General features: G+C 43.0%; 9 protein-coding genes. 2 read left to right on the top strand and 7 right to left on the bottom strand.

Annotated elements, in window-relative coordinates:
* Positions 1 to 535: 535 nt before the first annotated feature.
* The 3 genes from DXD68_RS22725 to DXD68_RS22710 form a co-directional block, all read right to left on the bottom strand.
* Positions 536 to 1,303, bottom strand: coding sequence for a glycerophosphodiester phosphodiesterase family protein (locus tag DXD68_RS22725; RefSeq protein WP_122363743.1), 768 nt, complete (start codon positions 1,301 to 1,303; stop codon positions 536 to 538).
* Between the two features lie 577 nt (positions 1,304 to 1,880).
* Positions 1,881 to 5,792 carry a DUF6383 domain-containing protein gene (locus tag DXD68_RS22720; protein ID WP_122363742.1) on the bottom strand — a complete coding sequence of 1,304 codons (3,912 nt, stop codon included), beginning with the start codon at positions 5,790 to 5,792 and terminating at the stop codon, positions 1,881 to 1,883.
* A 705-nt stretch (positions 5,793 to 6,497) separates the two neighbouring features.
* A complete protein-coding gene (locus DXD68_RS22710) occupies positions 6,498 to 7,379 on the bottom strand; it encodes an Rpn family recombination-promoting nuclease/putative transposase (RefSeq protein WP_122363740.1) in 882 nt (293 codons plus the stop codon).
* 251 nt (positions 7,380 to 7,630) lie between these two features.
* Between DXD68_RS22710 and DXD68_RS22705 the strand changes: the two genes are divergently transcribed.
* Entirely contained in the window at positions 7,631 to 8,614 is a 984-nt protein-coding gene (locus tag DXD68_RS22705) for an Rpn family recombination-promoting nuclease/putative transposase (RefSeq protein ID WP_122363739.1), read from the top strand.
* Positions 8,615 to 8,764: 150 nt separating this feature from the next.
* Here the strand turns inward: DXD68_RS22705 and purL are convergent, their stop codons facing one another.
* The 4 genes from purL to DXD68_RS22685 all read right to left on the bottom strand — a co-directional run bounded on the left by purL (position 8,765) and on the right by DXD68_RS22685 (position 18,779).
* Positions 8,765 to 12,454, bottom strand: coding sequence for a phosphoribosylformylglycinamidine synthase (gene purL / locus DXD68_RS22700; protein WP_122363738.1), 3,690 nt, complete (start codon positions 12,452 to 12,454; stop codon positions 8,765 to 8,767).
* Between the two features lie 242 nt (positions 12,455 to 12,696).
* Positions 12,697 to 14,352 (bottom strand): RagB/SusD family nutrient uptake outer membrane protein, encoded by a 1,656-nt coding sequence (locus tag DXD68_RS22695; protein WP_122363737.1) that lies wholly within the window; start codon positions 14,350 to 14,352, stop codon positions 12,697 to 12,699.
* 18 nt (positions 14,353 to 14,370) lie between these two features.
* Positions 14,371 to 17,646: a SusC/RagA family TonB-linked outer membrane protein gene (locus DXD68_RS22690; RefSeq protein ID WP_233577283.1), complete on the bottom strand. Its 3,276-nt coding sequence runs from the start codon at positions 17,644 to 17,646 to the stop codon at positions 14,371 to 14,373.
* A gap of 680 nt (positions 17,647 to 18,326) precedes the next feature.
* Complete coding sequence (locus DXD68_RS22685; RefSeq protein WP_233577281.1) at positions 18,327 to 18,779, bottom strand: DUF6078 family protein; 453 nt, start codon at positions 18,777 to 18,779, stop codon at positions 18,327 to 18,329.
* Positions 18,780 to 18,890: 111 nt separating this feature from the next.
* Here DXD68_RS22685 and DXD68_RS22680 point away from each other — a divergent pair, with 111 nt between their 5' ends.
* Positions 18,891 to 19,469, top strand: a complete 579-nt coding sequence (locus DXD68_RS22680) for an RNA polymerase sigma-70 factor (protein ID WP_122363734.1) — start codon at positions 18,891 to 18,893, stop codon at positions 19,467 to 19,469.
* The last annotated feature ends 43 nt before the right edge of the window (positions 19,470 to 19,512 follow it).

Genomic DNA, 19,512 nt, shown 5'->3' with positions numbered 1-19,512 from the left:
AAGCAGCACCAAATGCCCTAATTAACACACAAATCCGATTTTCACACACACCGTGATGTGACTAAAGTCAAGAGAGAGAGAAAGACCTTTCTCTTTCATGGCTCTTGCTACGGAATAAATGCCTTCTTTACGTCCTTCCTTTAGTCCTTTGGTCACTCCGATCTCTATACCCTTCACCTGTCACCTTTGTGTATCTTGCTAACAAACAGCAAATTGCAGTGACGGTAGCCGTTTCACACAAACAAAACTGTTTCTTCAGAAAAAAAACAGGTCTTTTGATTTCAAAAGTCCCTTGTTTTAAAGTCAAAAGTCCTGTCTTAACATTTCAAAAGACCTGTCCTTTTCGGCAGCGGCAGTTATCCATCATCCGCCTCCCATTGCAATCCGGACAGTTTCCGTTGTGTAGCGGGCGAAAACTGCAAGGCTTTTTCCACGAAAGAGTACGTTTCACTACAACTTCATGATATACAAACATTTGGAAGCCGTGAAAGGTGAAAGCTATTTGTTCGATCTTTATGTGTATGATCTAATACTATCAGTTTTTCTTTACTATTTCCTTCAATTGTTCCGGTTTGTCGGTCGTAATGAAATCGACATTTTGTTCGATCATCGACTGCATCACTGCCGGATCATCCACTGTCCAGACATTGACGGTCAGCCCGGCATTTTTTGCTTCCTGAATCCAGGTCGGATTTTTCTCGAATACCTTATAATGATAATCCAGACCGGTGAATCCTAAGACTTTCAGATCGGCCGGCGAAACTTCACCACGCAGGTAAGCCACCTGTGCAGCCGGAGCACGACGGATCAACTCCTTACAGATATTCATGCTGAAAGAGATATATTCCACATGGTCTTCCAGTTGATATTTCTGTACCAGGGCCAGGATAGCCGTTACCGCCCGGTCTTCATTGACTACTCTTTTGTGAGGCTTTATTTCAAGGATCAGTTGCGTACCTTTATTCTGCTTGCCTTGTATCAGGTAATCTTCCAGGGTAGGAAGTACTTCCCCGTTTTTTAGTTTCAAATCTTTTATCTCTTCATACAGAGAGGTTTCGATACAGAATCCCTGGATACTGTCATTGTGGTTGACAACAGGTATGCCGTCTGCTGTGATCAAAACATCGAACTCCGAACCATAAACACCTACTTCGTGTGCCTTATTCAACGCCGTGATAGAATTTTGCGCAGAACCTTCACAGTCCCAATAGCCGCGATGAGCGATTACTTTCGTCTGGGAAAAAGCGCTGCTTCCACAAAGGAAAGCGGTAAGCAGCACCGATAAGATTAATCTTTTCTTCATTGTTTTATCTTTTTAAAAACACCGGTATTTGCATTTACATTGTAAACATACTGCTTTTGTTCGGAATCAAAGCTTTTGATCGAATAAATATTTTGTGAAGTTCTTATTTCAGACTAAAATACCAACCGACATTGATTTGTATCACGCCATTATTGGATATATTATCATACATAGAGTCGCTCAAACCGCAAAACACGACGAGAAACGATACTCACCGGCAACACCGATATTCAATCCCGGTCGCATATCGGTCCCATAAGGTGTCAGATCAGCCAGACCTATATGATGATTTCAACGGTTCAAAAGTTGCAACGGAATATTAAAATGAGCCGGGAAGTTGCCGTAAGAAGAGAACAATTCGCTGATAAACAGAAAAGTTTCCCCCGGAGCTTTTCCGGAGGAAACTTGTTTTGCCTGTCGTCACCCTTCACAGGAGTCAGAACAGAAGAACTTTATTTTCACTATTATTAGTATTAATACTGACTGCTTGTTCGCCTGTCGCAGGGTAATTGGTAGGGACGGTTCGTGAACCGCCCACCGCGCCGTCAATTTAAAATTATTGATTATAAAAAATTTCTTATTTTACGATTGCTTTCACTGCAGCTTCGCCTTCAACGGCTACTACTACGATACCTGCAGGAGCAGTGATCGTTGCTTCATCAGAAGTAATCACTGCATTAGCAACAGTCTGACCAAGTACGTTGCTGATAGTAACTTTCTTACCAGCTGCACCCTTGATGATTACTGCACCTTCTTTAGCGATTACGCTGATTGAAGATGTCGTGATATCTTCGTTTGCTGTCGGATTACCTTCGTAGTTTTCTTCGATACCGAATACATCACCATTTTCGAAAGTACCGGTTACAGCCAAAGTACCGTTCACCCATTTCAGATAACCGTTGTTGGTAGCGGCATCGTCGATTTCATCGGCATCAGCTTCCGGATCATATTCTTTATACTGTGTTTGGATCTTGAATGTCTTATCCGAACTGTTTACATAACGGAAAGCGAACTTAGCTACGTTGAAGTCGGGAGTATCCATTCTCAGTTTAACAGCTTCACCGCCCTTGCGAGTAATGATCAATGTATCACCAATATGATAACCTTCTACGAATGACAGTTTAGCCAGATGTTCATCAGCTTCGACATCATTGATATACGGATTGTTATGCAGGTGAGTGGCGCCGTAAACGTTAGCAGTATCGATCAGGTTGATCAGATAACGACCGTGAACAGCTCTGTGTTCTTTTGCATCGGCACAAGGACCATTGTGTTCCTTTCTCCATTCGTCTGTGTTGTGTTCCGGGTTGTACGGACAGTAGTAAGACTTTTCAGGATCTACATTTACAGCCAGTAAGTACTGGTAACAAGTGTTCAATTCACCATTAGCATCTACGCGGTTGATATAAGCGGTATCTGCGAAGATAGCCGGGTTTACCTTAAACTGGTTGATGTTATCGATGTTCAGGAAGCTCAGTGTGTCTTTTTCTACAACAGACTTAACATCCTGTTTTTCATATACTACCTGTGAATTGTTTTCATCACGGAACAACTTGATAGTGTCGCCCCAAGCCATAGCGATCTTGTGATATTCAGGAGCATCAGCCTTTTCTACAACCATCAGCGAGTTTGCATTCTGATTGTAAGTTTCTACGCGAGAAATAACACCCTTGTTAGCACTATTGCCACCCAGTACTTTGTTTGTACCCAAAGCATCGTTGTCGGCATTTACAGCCATATTAAGTTCAACGAAATTATAAGTGTTATCCGGTTTCATTTTCAGAGCGAACTTGATAACTTCAGCTTCGTTTACATCGTCATTTTCTTTATAGGCTTTATTACAGAAATAATACTCAAAACCTTTACCTTTTTTGTAAGAAACGAATTCTCTGTTAGAAGCATTCTGGAATGCATACGGAAGGATGAACAAAGTATCTTTTACTACATCTTTATTCTTAACATCAGTTACAATCTTACCATCTATCAGAGTAGCGAATACCAAAGGAACTTTTACAGTATCAACTAATGTATATTCTCCTTTTTCATCAGCCTTTGTTGCCAATTGCAAGTTCCACTTCTGAGCATTTTCTTTTTCAGCTGTCATACCAATCTGATGGCTAGCCTTGTCAGTATGGTTTTCTACGAAGTAAGCATGGTTGTTACCTTCAACAGCGTGATACTGACCTAAGTAGAAGTTCTCATTTCTCAGCACATTCGGAGTAGACTGCATATAACCGTCAAAGTTAGTAGTCTTATTCAGAGCAGTTGTAGTCAGAGTTACCAGATCAGATGTGATATTAGCATTACCATTACCACCCGAAGCAGTCATAACAAACTTATTACCAACTTCACGCAACTGAACACCAGTCAATTGGATAGATGCATTTTCACGGTTTGTTAATGTGAAGGTATTATTATCCTTATCAGCAGCAGTTACAGCCCACTGAGCTTCAGGCAATGTAGCGCTTGTACCTGTAATGAAGTCGGCTTCTACTGCAGTATTTTTAGTAACAGCCAACATTCCGTCTAATTTATATTCTTCAAGAGCTGGAGTATTTGCTTTTGTATCAGCATAAGAGAAGCTCAAGTACTGGCCTAACAACTTCTTAACATCGTAGATATTGCTACCTTCCAGTTTGATGTACGGAAGTGTGGTATCTTCGTTTACAGCCTTATTAACAGTCAGATAATATTTATCAGATGCTTTAAAGATATACAGAGAACCTAAACCATCCACTTTTACTTCTTCAATCAAAGCCGGATCTCCAAGTGAATAAATGAATTGGAAACCTGTTTCGTAGTTAGCACTATTCTTAGTAAGTTCTGTCGGCGTAATCCAAACGAACTCACCTACTATAGGAGAAGTAGAGTCGAATGTCTTTGTCTTATCCAATGCAAGAAGTTTAGCACCCTTAGCGTCTGTTTTATTGTTATCCCACAATTGTACAGTTGTTTCACCTACATTTGCAGCTTTAGAAGCTTTCGGATACATTGTCTTGCCGAATACATCGATATCTTCGATAGTTTCTTTACCATCTTTGCTGACTTTTACAGTCATTTCAAAGCCAGGGCTGTAGATGCCGTCCAACTGTGCCTGTGTCTTAGCCAACTGGAATGCATCGTAAAAACCGATAACAGCAGGAGCATTACCTAAAGTTCCATTTATACCAACAAACTGTGAACCATCACCCAATGTAATACCCTGTTTAGAATAAACTGCATTTGCTTGATATTCTTCAAAGGCTACATAATTCTTATCGCCATTCTTTGCCAAGCTGGTGAAAGTATAATATGCTTTACCACCAAGCGTCTTTGAAGAAACATTCCACAAATATTTTTCATATTCTTTCGGGTCTCCGTTTGTAAGCGTAGCAGTCAATTCAATATCATTTACAGAATTAGACTCACCTGCTTTCAGATATTTAGTCGTACCATCTTTCTGCAAAGAAATAACGACAGCCCCGGAAGGAACATTCAAGATTTGCAAATCACCTGCTACAACATTAGAACCGCCTGCGATAGGTACTTCTGTTTTAGCCTGAGCGTTTGCCAACACAGCAGAAGCATACATAACCGGACTTGTCAAACTTACCGGTGTTGAACTAGTAGTTGCTGTAATTGCATTGTCTTTAATTGCGAAAGTGGTAGCATTAGCTTTTTCTACCAATGAATACGCAAGAGCACCTTCTTTTAATACAACATTCAAATACTTAGCTTTTACGTCAGCATCAGCATTTTCAGCAGCAACAGAAACAAACTTACCATTTTCCCATCGCCAGGATGCGCCAACAGCCTCTCCTGCTTTCGGTGCAGCATCCATATCAACTTTCACGTCTTTACCGCTTACATACAGATATTTACTATTAATCTGGAAATATACAGGAGCTGCGAAGTTAGGAGCTGCTACGTCATCCGTAAATATCAACTGACCATCATCATTTACATTCAAGTCAAAACCGGGGACCTTGGAATCTGCTGCGTAAACACCGAATAAAGCAGTATGTTGAGCACTAGCATCAGCAACAGCAACAATAGAAGACGCTGCTATATTCAATTCTTTATCTTTAACGTTGTTGTTAGTAAACGCTGAAGCAACGACTAATTCTCCGTTAATATAAGAAAATGGAACTTTCGCATGAGTGGTAGACAATTCACCTTCAGTCTTTAAAGATAGAGTAGCTGCATCAGTTGATCCATTTCCTGCAGCAATAAACTTATCAGCATCTCCTTTCAAGTAGAAACAGCCTGAGTAATCTGAACTAGCATCCACCAATGTCCATTTACCAGTAGCACTAGATACTGTTTGAGTTCCTTCTACTGCAGCATCATCTGATTGCAGCAATACAGCAGAACCATCAGTAAAAACAGAACCAATAACATAAGAACCACCCGGAACAGGCGTTGTAACCTCAACCACCTTTGCATCCAGCGTCGTCCAAGCACCGGCTGCCAAAAGGACAGCCACAAGTGTAGAAAACTTTTTGTTCATAATCTTAAAATTAATTGTTTATAAAATAGAGTAAAAAAACCAACAATTAATTTTACGAAGGGGAGAACAAGCCCGGCTTTGGTTACGCCAAGACATAATAAAAGCGCGAGCGTTGTCTATCATTTACTCTGAGGCATCTGGAATAGCCCGTCTAGTAATGATAGAACAACTGCTCGCGCTTATACTATATAATACAATCCTCCCATACAAAATGGTAGAAACATTTATACGTAGTCGGCGCAAGCATTTACTGTCCATTATCCCACTAGACTCAAAAATTTTCCAGATTTTCAGAGTAGAAATAATCTTCGTAAAATGCTTACAATATGTAATCGAATCCGCATATTGCGAGCCGCTGCCCGCCACGGAATCTGTTGCAAAGGTAAAGAGGTTTTTCGAATCGACAAGAGAAAACGCTTATAATTTTCCAAAATACATGGGTTATAGAACAAAACAGCACTATTTATGCAACATATTCCCCGATTTTGGGGATAAACACGACAAGATACACAGCAGCCTATAAAATGGAAGCCTTCCAGGGAAAGTGTCCGATGAGTGTCGTTCATTTCCACATACAAGACTTTACTATATTCCCGTTGGCGGATTAATATGCATCAAGATTAGAAAGAATTGAACCGATTTCTAACGTAAACAAGGCTGCCTCGAATGAAGCAGCCTTATTTAGTAACCTATTTATTATGAATATTATAATGCTTTTATCTCCGCCTCGCTGAGGCCGGTTACCTCTGCAATTGTCAAGAGAGAAAGACCTTTCTCTTTCATAGCTTTTGCCACGGAATAGACGCCTTCCTTGCGTCCTTTGGTTATTCCTATCTCGATACCTTCTTTGCGTCCTTCTTTACGTCCTTTTTCTATCCCTCTCTCCTCGGCATAGTCGATCGTATTCTTATAGTCGCGGTAACGCTTCAGGGCTTCGTCATACAAGACACGCTCGTCCTTGCTCAGATTAGCCACATCCGCCACTTCGAGCAGTTTGTCGAATACGGCCTTTTGTGCCTTGAAAGGCATTCTGTCTAATGTATCCATATGCTTTAATAAATATAACCAACGTTCAAAATCTGTTTCGCAATCATCAGCTTCTTTCGTGAACCAGGGTAACTCCAAATATACCTGCCGGATCTTGTCGCTAAACATCTGTCCGGTATCACGGTCTGCCAATATAACATCTGTCCGGAATTTGGAGTTCATTCCCATCTTATAGTTTAACAGGAAGATTCCGTATACCGGGCACAGGTTAAACTTCCAGTCTTTACCCTTCTCCCCCTGGTTACTGATTGCCCGCGATAAGTAGTAGATACCCCGGTCGTAAAAATAGGATTGGGCTCCGTTCTGCATTTCGACTACAAACCAACCGCCTTTGTCATCCTTGCAATGAATATCGAATATCACTCCCCGATCTTCGATCGTTTCCGGTTGGAGGATCGGGTTTTGAAAGGTGATATCGGTGATATGGCGTTCGCCTTCCAGCAGCTGATTTAAGAAATCGATTAATAACTCTTTGTGTACCTCCTGCCCGAAAATCCGGTGAAAACCGAAATCGGTGAAGGGATTGATAAATTTCCCCATAGCTTATATATTTTGGCTGCCGCCCAATAACAGGCGGTGCGACAAAGATAAAGAATATTTCTGTCGGACAAAAAAGAAAGGAGATTATTTTAATTGACAATTGGGCTTCGCGCTCGGAAGTAGAAAGTTTTGAACCTACTTTTCCCTTGATGGAAAAGTAATATTCAAATCTGATAAATAGTGAACTAACGATGTATATTCCTATATTAATTATGTATATTTGCAAAGTTACTAACATAAAACACTTAATTATGAAAGAATTAGATTCAAAAGCTATGGCAGAGACTGAAAAACAAGAGTTGCAAGATCGATATATTCGATTTGACTGGGCCGTAAAGCGTTTATTGCGCCAAAAGGCTAACTTCGGTGTGCTCAACGGTTTCCTGACCGTCATGCTGCGGGAAGAGGTGAAGATCCTCGAAATACTCGAAAGCGAAGGCAATCAGGAGAGTGCCGACGACAAGTTCAATCGTGTCGATATCAAAGCGTTGAACAGTAAAGGCGAAATTATCATCGTCGAGATCCAGAATACCCGCGAAGTGCATTACCTCGAACGTATCCTCTACGGCGTAGCCAAAGCCATTACCGAGCATATCTCGCTGGGTGAAGGCTATCAGAAAGTAAAGAAAGTCTACTCCATCAGCATCCTCTATTTTGACCTGGGTGTGGGATCGGACTATATCTACCATGGCCAGAACCATTTCATCGGCGTGCATACCGGCGACCGCTTGCGTATCAACACCCGCGACCGCGACGCCGTCGTTACCCGCCTGCCTGCTGAGATCTTCCCCGAATACATTCTGGTTCGGGTGAACGAGTTCGACAAAGTGGCCACCACGCCGCTCGACGAATGGATCACGTACCTGAAGGATGGTACGATCCGTCCCGACACGACGGCGCCCGGCCTTCGTGAAGCGCGAGAGAAACTGAAATACTATTCCATGTCTACACAAGAACGTCATGCCTACGATAAACATCTGGACACAATCATGATCCAGAACGACGTCCTCGACACAGCCAAATGGGAAGGCCGCATGGAAGGCCTCGCTGAGGGGAAAGCTGAAGGTCTTGCTAAAGGTTTTGCAGAGGGTGAGGCTAAAGGACTTGCCGAAGGGGAAGCCAGAAAGGTCGAAGCTCTACGCCAAGCGGCGGCTAACATGAAACGTATGGGAATAGGGCCTGCCGATATCGCAAAATGTACAGGTCTGCCGGTAGAAGAGATAGAAAAGTTATAGAATAAGGTTTCACCTTTTTTTGTCCCGGGACAAGCCCGGGAGGATAGGACTGATGCTCTGAGTAAATTCATTACCAGTTAAAAACGAAGAGAGTGAACTCCTCTAACCGGAATCCACTCTCTCATTCTTATTATGAAGTATATCTTTTTCTTACTTCTTGTTTTCTTCAATCCACTTGCGTGCATTTACGAAACCTTCGATCCACGGAGTTACTTCGTCACCTTTACGGTCAGCAGGATAATAACCGCACTGCCATGGGAACAAAGCACGTTCCAGGTGAGGCATCATAGCCATGTGGCGTCCGTCGTGTGAGCAGACACCGGCAACCGACCAGGGCGAACCGTTCGGGTTGGCAGGATAGCCTTCATAGTTGTATTTAAGAGCAATATGATATTCTTTCTCTTCGTACGGGAAGCTGAACTTTCCTTCTCCGTGTGTGATCCAGATACCCAGCTTCTGTCCGCTCATCGGACCGAACATCACCGAATGGTTCTTCGGAATCTCTACAGAGATAAAGTTAGACTCCAGTTTGTGAGAGTCGTTATGCAACATCTTATGTTTCTTTTCGTGTTCCGGATAAACCACACCCAGTTCAGCCATCAACTGGCAACCGTTACAGATACCCAGACTCAACGTATCGGGACGTGCATAGAAGTTATCCAATGCTTTCTTAGCCTTTTCGTTATACAAGAAACCACCGGCCCATCCCTTGGCAGAACCTAAAACGTCGGAGTTGGAGAAACCACCGCAGAAAACGATCATATTCACATCTTCCAGTGTTTCGCGTCCCGAAGCCAGGTCGGTCATGTGAACGTCTTTCACGTCGAAACCGGCCAGATACAATGCGTAAGATGTTTCACGTTCGCACTGGCAACCCTTTTCACGGATCACAGCAGCACGGATACCGCTCTTACCTTTGCGGTCGGCAGTCAGGCCGTAGTCAGCCAGCTTACCGGTGAAGTTCTTGCCGTATTTGAATTCCAGCGGCTGCATCTTATAGTTTTCGAAACGGTTACCTGCACATACGCTACCGCTCTGCTTGATATCCAACTTGTAAGACGATTCGTACCATACGTCACGCATATAGTCGATGCCGAAGTGATACTGAACACCTTCTTTTTCCACCAGGATATGACGCTCGGCAGTCGGCTTGGCGATGATAGCGAAACCGACACCGGCTTCTTCCATCAGCTTTTCGAACGCCTTCTTGTCCTTCACCTGTACCAGGATACCCGGGTTTTCAGCGAACAGGATTTTCACGATGTCTGTTTCAGACAGCTTATCCAGATTGACTTCCAGACCGCCTTCTACGTTTGCGAAACACATTTCAAGCATGGTAGTGATCATACCACCGGCAGAAATATCGTGTCCGGCAAGGATCAGACCTTTCTCGATCGCATCCTGTACGGCGTTGAACGCATCTGCGAAATATTCGCTATCCTTCACGGTCGGCACTTCATTACCCAGCTTGTTCAAAGCCTGTGCAAAAGCAGAACCGCCCAGCTTCATCGTATCGAACGAGAAGTCTATATAATATATGTAAGAATTCTTTTCGTGAGCCAATACCGGAGAAACGATCTTGCGGATATCGCTTACCTCAGCACCTGCCGAGATAATTACCGTACCCGGAGCGATCACCTTATCGTCGCCATACTTCTGTGTCATCGACAGAGAGTCTTTACCTGTCGGGATATTGATACCCAGTTCGCAGGCAAAATCAGAAGCAGCCTGAACAGCCGTGTACAGACGAGCGTCTTCCCCTTCGTTGCGGCACGGCCACATCCAGTTGGCACTCAGAGAAACACCGGCCAACTTATCGGCCAGCGGAGCAAATACGATATTGGTCAACGACTCGGCAATAGCCATTACCGAACCGGCAGCCGGATCGACCATGGCCACCTGCGGAGCATGACCGATGGAAGTAGCGATACCTGCCTTTCCGCGGTAATCCAATGCTACGGCACCCAGGTCGCTCAACGGCAACTGCAATTCACCCTGACACTGCTGACGGGCGATCTTACCTGTTACGGAACGGTCTACCTTGTTGGTCAACCAGTCTTTACATGCAACAGCTTCGAGCTGAAGTACGTTTTCCAGGTAATGATGTATTTCTGAATCTTTGTAAACCACAGGAGCATAAGTTTCGCTCACTGTATGGTCTGTCATGATTGTTCTAGGCGGTTTACCGAACATATATTCCAGCTTAATGTCGATCGGTTTCACACCGTCGGCCTGCTCGAATACGAATTTCATATCGTTGGTCGTTTCACCTACTACATACATCGGAGAGCGTTCGCGGTCGGCAATGCGGCGTACGCGGGCAACGTCTTCTTCCTTCATCAGTAAGCCCATACGTTCCTGGCTCTCGTTTCCTACGATTTCCTTAGCAGAAAGCGTCGGGTCGCCAACAGGCAACTGGCTCATATCGATATGTCCGCCGGTAGCTTCCACCAACTCAGACAGACAGTTCAGGTGACCGCCTGCACCGTGGTCGTGAATAGAGATTACCGGATTGTTGTCAGATTCGGCAATCGCACGGATCACGTTCGATACACGTTTCTGCATTTCCGGGTTGGCACGCTGTACGGCGTTCAACTCGATACCGCTGGTGTACTGTCCTGTATTTACAGAAGATACGGCACCACCGCCCATACCGATACGGTAGTTATCACCACCCAGCAGTACGACCTTTTCACCCGGCTGAGGATCACCCTTCAAAGCATCGCGCATATTGGCATAACCAACACCGCCTGCCAACATGATCACTTTATCGTACCCATATTTCTTATTGTTCTCTTCATGTTCGAAAGTCAGTACCGAACCGCAGATCAGTGGCTGACCGAACTTGTTACCGAAATCGGAAGCACCGTTGGAAGCCTTGATCAGGATCTGCTCCGGTGTCTGATACAACCAAGGGCGCGGGTCCAGTATCTTTTCCCATTCACGGGCACCTTCCGTACGCGGATAAGCAGTCATGTAAACGGCTGTACCAGCGATAGGCAATGAAGCTTTACCTCCGCCCAGACGGTCACGGATCTCACCACCCGAACCGGTAGCAGCACCGTTGAACGGTTCAACCGTTGTCGGGAAGTTATGTGTTTCAGCTTTCAGGGAAATAACCGATTTAATTTCCTTTGTTTCATAGAAATCAGGCTGATCGCCGCTTGCCGGAGCAAACTGTTCGATCACCGGACCTTCGTTGAAAGCCACATTATCTTTATAAGCAGAAACCAGTTTGTTCGGGTTTTCTGCCGATGTTTTCTTAATCAGGTTAAAGAGAGAGCTTTCTTTCTCTTCTCCGTCGATAACGAATGTACCGCCGAAGATCTTGTGACGGCAGTGTTCCGAGTTTACCTGTGCAAAACCGTACACTTCGCTGTCGGTCAGCTTACGTTCCAGCTTCTGGCTTACTTCGTTCAGGTAAGACACCTCTTCAGCACTCAGCGCCAGCCCTTCCTGTTGGTTGTAAGCTGCAATATCTTCGATATAAACAATCGGATCCGGTTGTTTACTGATCGTGAAGATATCCTGGTTCAGTCCGTTGTAAATGCGTTGCAGCATCGGGTCGTGGTCTGCCTCACCGGAAGATACAGGGAAGTATTCTTCGATACGTGAGATACCGCTCAATCCCATGTTCTGGGTGATTTCCACGGCATTAGTACTCCACGGGGTGATCATTTCCCGGCGGGGACCAACATACCAGCCATCCAATGTTTCCGATTGAACGGGAGTTGCTTCACTAAACAACCAAACGAGCTTTTGAACATCTTCAGGAGAGAAAGCATGTGCCGCCTCAACAGCCAGCACCGTCTTTGTTGGAGATTGAAAGAATAGAATCATATCGTCGATTTATTTAAGTATTCTTTGTGTCGCGACGGATTTCCGTCCTATAATTCGCGGAGAAGTTACCCTCTCGCTAACAGAGCACAAAGATACGAAATAAGTTGGACTCCTCTATCCAAAATCAGAGAGGAAATGAGTCAATACTTGTTCTCCGGATATTTTTAAAGTAAAAGGACCGCCCAATATTTCATAGACAGTCCTTTTATATTAGTTAGCGAGCATGCTATTTGCCATGTACTTTATTGCCCACTGAACGGGTTTTGATCAGCCTCACTGATTACGGAATTGTTAGAAAACTCCTTATGAGGAATTTGTATGATAAAACGATAATCGTTTGAAGGCAATGTACCTTTCGGTTCCACATCGGAGCCATTATAACCATCCAAATTACCCAAACCGGAAGCGAAGTGTCCTCCCGGATTAGAAGCAGAAGAACCATAACGAACCAAAGGCTGTTGCAAGCGAAGCAGGTCGTATATACCGGTCAAACCTTCACCCAGTAACTCTTTTCTACGCTCCACATAGATAGAATTTAGTAATGTTTGCTTGTCGGCAGCAGTAGTCAGTTTGGCTTCACGAGCTGCCTGAAGCGTATTCAGATAAGTCAAAGCCTGTCCCGTATTACCCAAGTTGGCTTCTGCCTCAGCCATGATAAGCAACATTTCCGAACCGCGCATCAATGGAAAATCAATATCGTATGAATGCGATTGTTTTGCACCACCGCCATCACCATAAGACTTTATTTTATTGTAAGCCCATTTTGTATTTATTTCAGGATCGGCATTACCTGTGCGATGCCAAAACATCACAGCCTTTTCATCTTCATCTGTTACACCAGCCGTCTTGTCACAACGTGCTCCACGGTAATCTGTTTCATCAAACAGATCCACATATTTCTGGTCTACCAGCAAATTTATAAAGTTGTAGATCGGACCGTCTTGCATACCTTCACCATAACTGGGGTCTTGATTATACCAGAAATTGAATGATGTACAAGTAGACAAGTTACTCAAGTTGGTGAACTTAACGCCCCAAACCAACTCCTGGCAATTATTAGCCACCAAGTCGTCGAAGCCGCCATACCATTCCTCTTTCGTCATAAGTGTACCATAGTTTTGATAAACCGACGAAGCTTCGGCAAGCGCATTTTGCCAATTTCCCATAACCTGATAAACGCGTGCCAGGATACCGGAAACCACATTTGCATCAATTTCCCATTTTTCACTGCGCTTAAAACCTGACAAAGCAGCCTTAGCCCCGCTCAAGTCACTTACGATCTGATCATAACATGCTTGCACGGTGGAAAATCCCATTTCATCCGGATCACTGGCTGAAGTACGCAAAATAACCCCTCGCTTGTCTTTAGCAATAGCATATGTCTGCTGGTAATTGACAATCAAGTTAAAATAGCTGATACCACGCATAGCCAACGCCTGTCCCTCAATCTTGTTCTTTTCCTCTTCGCTGCCTGTAGCGTCAGGAAGCGCATCAAGTATTTGGTTCACCTCATTGATGATCTTATACATTTTACTCCACAAATAGTGAGCATGACCTGTAGCCAGTGTACGATCCTGAAGATATTTATAAGATGCATCCGGAGCACCGCCATAATTACCAGTACAAAGAATGTCCGAACCGCCTACATCATAATGCATAGCCAAACCAGGCATACCTGTATAGTTAGCTGTCACCTGGTCGTAATAAGAACTACCACCCAACAATAGTCCGTAATACCCCGACCTTAACACCATATTCAATCCTGTCGTACTTGAAAGTACAGTTTCTGAAGAAACTCTCTGAGCATCATCCGTCGTAAGTTGATCGTTACAACTACCTAACGACAACATCAAGAAGGCTAAAGGAAGAACCCCTAATGTTTTATATATCTTTTTCATATCGAAATCTTACTTTAATTAAAATGAAACTTGAATACCACCCATGAATACACGTCTTGCTGTTTGTATACCGCCTGAGTTACCATTGTAGTTGTCTCCATCTATTTCTGTTTCAGGATCCGTATGACGTTTAGCCGCAGAACCTAATGTAAATAAATTATCGCCCGTCAAATACAAACGGCAATGAGACAAATGTAATTTTTCAGTCAATGCTTTTGGAAGAGTATAACCGACAGTCAGGTTACGCAAACGGAAGAAGTTGTTTTTGAACAGATAAAAATCCGTTGTTTTACGTGTGCTTGAATAATCATCTCCTGACCAACGGGGGAACAATGCTTCGTCACCCGGTTTCTCCCAAACCTTGCCTTCGACTTGATCCCAGAAAAGACCGCAACCATTACGAACAGTTGTTCCCTCTAACCATCCATAGTCGAAAATCTTTCCTCCGAAAGAAGCATACCACATCATGGAAGCATCGAAGTCCTTCCATTTAAAGTTATTGGTGATAGATCCGAAAGCTTTAGGAATGGAAGAGCCCAACCATTGATAATCGTCAGTAGTCACATCAGAGAAATTCTCGGTTGTTTTCCAGCCGTCCTTGCCATCTCTGATCCAATAACGCATATTACCATTCTCCGGATTGACACCTGCATTTTTCGGCATATAAAATTCATACAATGATTTACCCTCTTCCATACGATAACCCGCACGGGATGAATAATTGTAAGGACCGCTTGGCAAATAAGTAACCTTATTGCTCAAAGTTGAGAAGTTGAAATCGATTGTCCATTCGAAGTCACGATTCTTTATTGCAGTAGCGTTCAAGGTAATTTCAACGCCTTGATTCCTAACATTGCCCAAATTAGTATTGATACCATTTGCATCACCTACCTGAGCAGAAAGAGGCAATTCTTTATAATAAAGCAAGTCGGCAGAATTACGAGTGTAGAACTCAACGGTACCGCTCAAACGACTCAAGAAACTGAAGTCGACGGCAACATTGAATTGCTTGTTTCTTTCCCACTTCAAATTAGGAGTAGCAATCGTCGATGGCTTGTAGCCAGGCATACCATACAGGTTGTCACTTGTAAAATAAGCCTGATAAGCATACCAAATCTCATTGCCACTACTATACAATTTATCATTACCGGTAGTACCGTAACTTGCTCGCAACGCTAAGTTATCCAACCAGTCATTCGTTCCTTCCATAAACGCTTCTTTGGAGATACGCCAGGAACCACCAACAGAGAAGAAGTCACCCCAACGACTATCCTTGCTGAATCGGGAAGAACCGTCGCGACGGTAAGAAGCAGACAGATAATAACGATTCGCATAGTTATAATCAAGTTTACCGAAGAATGACAGCAATGCATAACGTATGCGGTTTGAAGTATTGCTCCAGTTCATTGTGGTTGAAGCCAATTCATATTGTCCCAATTGCATGATGCCTTCACCGTAAGCTTCCGTATACTGCTGATTGAAGTGGTAATACTCATGGCCAAGCATCGCATTAAGATTGTGATCGCCGAATGTCTTATCCCAAGTCAACAGGTTATTCCATGTTATGGAAGTTGTCTTTGTTGTTTTACGCGTAGCCGAACCACCGTTTGTCTTGACTGTCACGCCATAAGGGGCAAGCTGTCCGCCGTCACCATGAATAGCAGAATCATATCCATATTCATTCATTGTGTTATCATCCAAATTAACACCTGTACGAAACTTCAAGTCAAATGGAAGTTTTACTTCTGCAAAATATTTAGCAGACACCGTTGAGAACTCGCTGCTGTTAAAACTTTCATCATTCGAATTATTCCAGTAATCACCTCGACCTACCGGATTCTCTCCAAAGAAATATGCGTTATTATTAGCATAGTCATACATGCGTTCACCTGTTTTCTCTGAAACACACCAAGCTGTGTTGTCTGCATTACGCAACCAAGGAGAGTTCATCGTATTGGAGAATACCAAAGCACGTCCGTATCCCCTCGTATTCTTACGGGCATACGAGTAGGCTACGTTTCCTCCCATCGACAGCCAGCTGTTGACTTCTGAAGTTACATTCGCACGGAATGAATAACGTTTATAAAAGTCATTATTCGCATATCCCTTGTCATCCAGGAAACCAAGAGAAGTAAAATACTGCGTTTTGCCATTCTGACTTGACCCGCTTAAATCCAAGCCATATTCCTGGCGAAGTTTCTTATCGAAAACAGCATCATACCAATCGTAGTCCTTTTCGTCCCAAACCATCTCCAAATCAGGATTGGCCCAGCAATTACCCTGACCATCATGCAACACGTATTTGGAAACATCACCTATCCATTTAAACGGTGTGACATAAACAGTCTCTCCTTTTGAATTTATACGGGGTACGACGTGGCGCGAAAGCATAGTCTGAGAAGCAAAATCTCCTGCTTCCTGCATGCTCTTACCATATTTATAATATTGGTCGTTATAAATAGATCTCCAAACAGTAGTCATCTGCTGATAAGGATCAGCCTTGGTTGGATGCGGCACAGCCAGGTCGGAAGTACCCCAGGATCCACGGAAACTGATTGTCGGCTTTCCCTGTTTCCCCTTCTTCGTAGTGATAACAACTACACCGTTTGCAGCACGTGAACCGTAAAGGGAAGAAGCGGCAGCATCCTTCAGCACGGTCATAGATTCAATATCTGAAGGGTTAATCGAATTCAATGCGCCATCATAGGGCATACCGTCAACAACATACAAAGGCACTGTCTTACCGGACATAGAACCGATACCTCTGATTTGGATTCGCGGATCGGCACCTGGGGTTCCTGCATTATTAGACACATTTACACCAGCACTCATACCCTGCAACGACTCAACAAAGCCGGAACCGGAAATCTTTTCCAACTGCTCGGCCTTGACAACTGATGCGGAACCTGTAAATGAAGACTTTTTTGCTGTACCATAAGCAACAACAACAACCTCATCCAGATCTTGAGTGTCACTCTTCAACTGTATGTTCAACGCACTATGACCATCCCAAGTGATTGTCTGCGTAGCCATACCTACAAAAGAGACCTCCAACACAGTACCTTTAGACACACCATCGAGAGAGAATTTACCATCCATATCTGTGATTGTACCATTTGTAGTACCTTTAACAACGATGGATGCACCAACAACGGGTCCCATGTCGTCTTTCACAACTCCTGTTAGTTTTCCATTCTGCTGTGCTATCGTCGAAGCAGAAATAAATGGATTTACTGCTGCACTGGCTAATCCCGTCGTTCCAAACAAAACGGAAAGCAGCAGAACTTTTGCCATTTTTGATTTTTTCACCATAAACACACAAAAATTAAATTAATCTACACTCTTTCTAATACAAAGCTTAGTAAAAGTTCCTTAGAATTTGGCGTTTCTTAAATCTTTAGACATAGTTCTCTAAGAACTCTATTACTAAACACTTTCGACAAAAGTATTAATATTTTATTATATATCGTTATTTTACGTCAAAAAAGCAATAAAAAGCTAATATTTTAACAATTTAAATACAAATACAGCATTTAATCCCTACTTGTCGATACAATATATGTTAACTTACGCATAATAAAAGATTGTGCAAACTAAATGAAAATTTAGTCAAAAACAGGTTTGTTGTTATTGAGCAGTCATTATAAGTGACAGAGAAACAGTATAATGGTAAATATACATACGACACAGTTCTTAGAGAACTCTGTCGTATGTTACATCCGTATCTTTTCTCTATTTAAGATTCATCATTCATGCTCATTATTCAAGAAAGGAAAATACTATTACAGCCAAAGGAACAACCCTTTTTATTACTAACTATAAACCGAGTCAACCCTTTTTATAGATTGGACAGAAAGTAGTCAACTAAAATCGTTAAACTACACTACCTTTTTGTTTCACCCTAGTGAAACACTTGTTTCATTACGAAGAAACAGTTGTTCCATTAGGGTGAAACACTTTTAAGCATCTAGTTTTTACCACTCGTACTGTCCAACATATTCATCAAACACCGGAGCCTCCTGAAGACCTCGTTTAAGGAATAGTTGGCGAACATATTCCTGTTGTTCGAGAGTGAAAAAACGTTCTTTACGCCAAAGGCGGTAAAAATGTGTCCGTCCGAAATAAGCCAGCATCTGCTGTTTGATAACAACCGCATCGTTATGGGGTATATGTGCCAACAAATTGGTCATACCCAAAGCAAATTGCTGTACCTGGTCGAGCTTGAAGAAGGGACATTCTTCACTTGCAGGATTAGTTTGCGCCGGATTAATGATAGTAACCGTTCTGCGTTCCGCCGGTATATACTGTGTTGCTCTACAACGAAGACACTCATTGGCCAGTTTACACGTGTTATTCAGACAATGTGCAAAATCATGCGGCAGTAAATCGTAATTGAAGTCTTTATCCATAATATTATAGTTATCCACGAAAGTACACCTTATTATTCAATCACAAAACAAATTCCTAAAAAAAATATAAAGTTGCCTTACCAATATTTATCGTATATTTGTCACAAGAAAGAAATCACAAACATCATAATGGATTCTGCCACCGAAAAAGGATACATAGAAGCTGTCAGCAAGGGCGATGAACAAGCATTCAAAGCATTGTTCCTGCATTACTTTCCACGAATAAAAGGATTCATCAGCGGAATCCTGCAAAACGGAGAAGAGGCTGAGGATATTTCGCAGGATATCTTTGTATCCATGTGGCAAAACAGGGAGCGGTTAACCTGTATCGATAACCTGAACGCTTATCTGTTCCGCATAGCAAAAAATACCGTTTTCCGCCATATCGAACGTAGTCTGTTATTTAAAGACTATCAGGAACAGCAGACCGAGCGTTCCTTATTATTCCCTACTAATAATGACAGCATTGAAGAAGAAATATATGCAAAGGAGCTGGAATACCTCATTTCTATTGCTGTTGAAAAAATGCCGTCTCAACGAAAACGGATTTACCAAATGAGCCGTATGGAAGGATTATCCAACGAAGAAATAGCAGAACGGCTCGTAATCAGTAAACGGACTGTCGAAAATCACCTCACGCTGGCACTGGCCGACATCCGCAAGCTTATCGGTTTCTTTATAATCACTTATTGGGGAAATATCATCTAAAATTATTTTGAAAAAAGTTTCTTTTTGACCGTGTGTGTTTCCC

The organism is Parabacteroides sp. TM07-1AC, assembly GCF_003480915.1.
GTDB lineage: Bacteria > Bacteroidota > Bacteroidia > Bacteroidales > Tannerellaceae > Parabacteroides > Parabacteroides chongii.
The sequence above is the reverse complement of the archived record's forward strand: the minus strand, read 5'-3'. Positions and strand labels throughout refer to the sequence as shown.

Excerpts from the sequence above, each read along its gene's own strand:
- DXD68_RS22725 (WP_122363743.1), bottom strand. The coding sequence starts at position 1,303 with ATGAAGAAAAGATTAATCTTATCGGTGCTGCTTACCGCTTTCCTTTGT.
- DXD68_RS22720 (WP_122363742.1), bottom strand. The coding sequence starts at position 5,792 with ATGAACAAAAAGTTTTCTACACTTGTGGCTGTCCTTTTGGCAGCCGGT.
- DXD68_RS22710 (WP_122363740.1), bottom strand. The coding sequence starts at position 7,379 with ATGGGGAAATTTATCAATCCCTTCACCGATTTCGGTTTTCACCGGATT.
- DXD68_RS22705 (WP_122363739.1), top strand. The coding sequence starts at position 7,631 with ATGAAAGAATTAGATTCAAAAGCTATGGCAGAGACTGAAAAACAAGAG.
- purL (WP_122363738.1), bottom strand. The coding sequence starts at position 12,454 with ATGATTCTATTCTTTCAATCTCCAACAAAGACGGTGCTGGCTGTTGAG.
- DXD68_RS22695 (WP_122363737.1), bottom strand. The coding sequence starts at position 14,352 with ATGAAAAAGATATATAAAACATTAGGGGTTCTTCCTTTAGCCTTCTTG.
- DXD68_RS22690 (WP_233577283.1), bottom strand. The coding sequence starts at position 17,646 with ATGGCAAAAGTTCTGCTGCTTTCCGTTTTGTTTGGAACGACGGGATTA.
- DXD68_RS22680 (WP_122363734.1), top strand. The coding sequence starts at position 18,891 with ATGGATTCTGCCACCGAAAAAGGATACATAGAAGCTGTCAGCAAGGGC.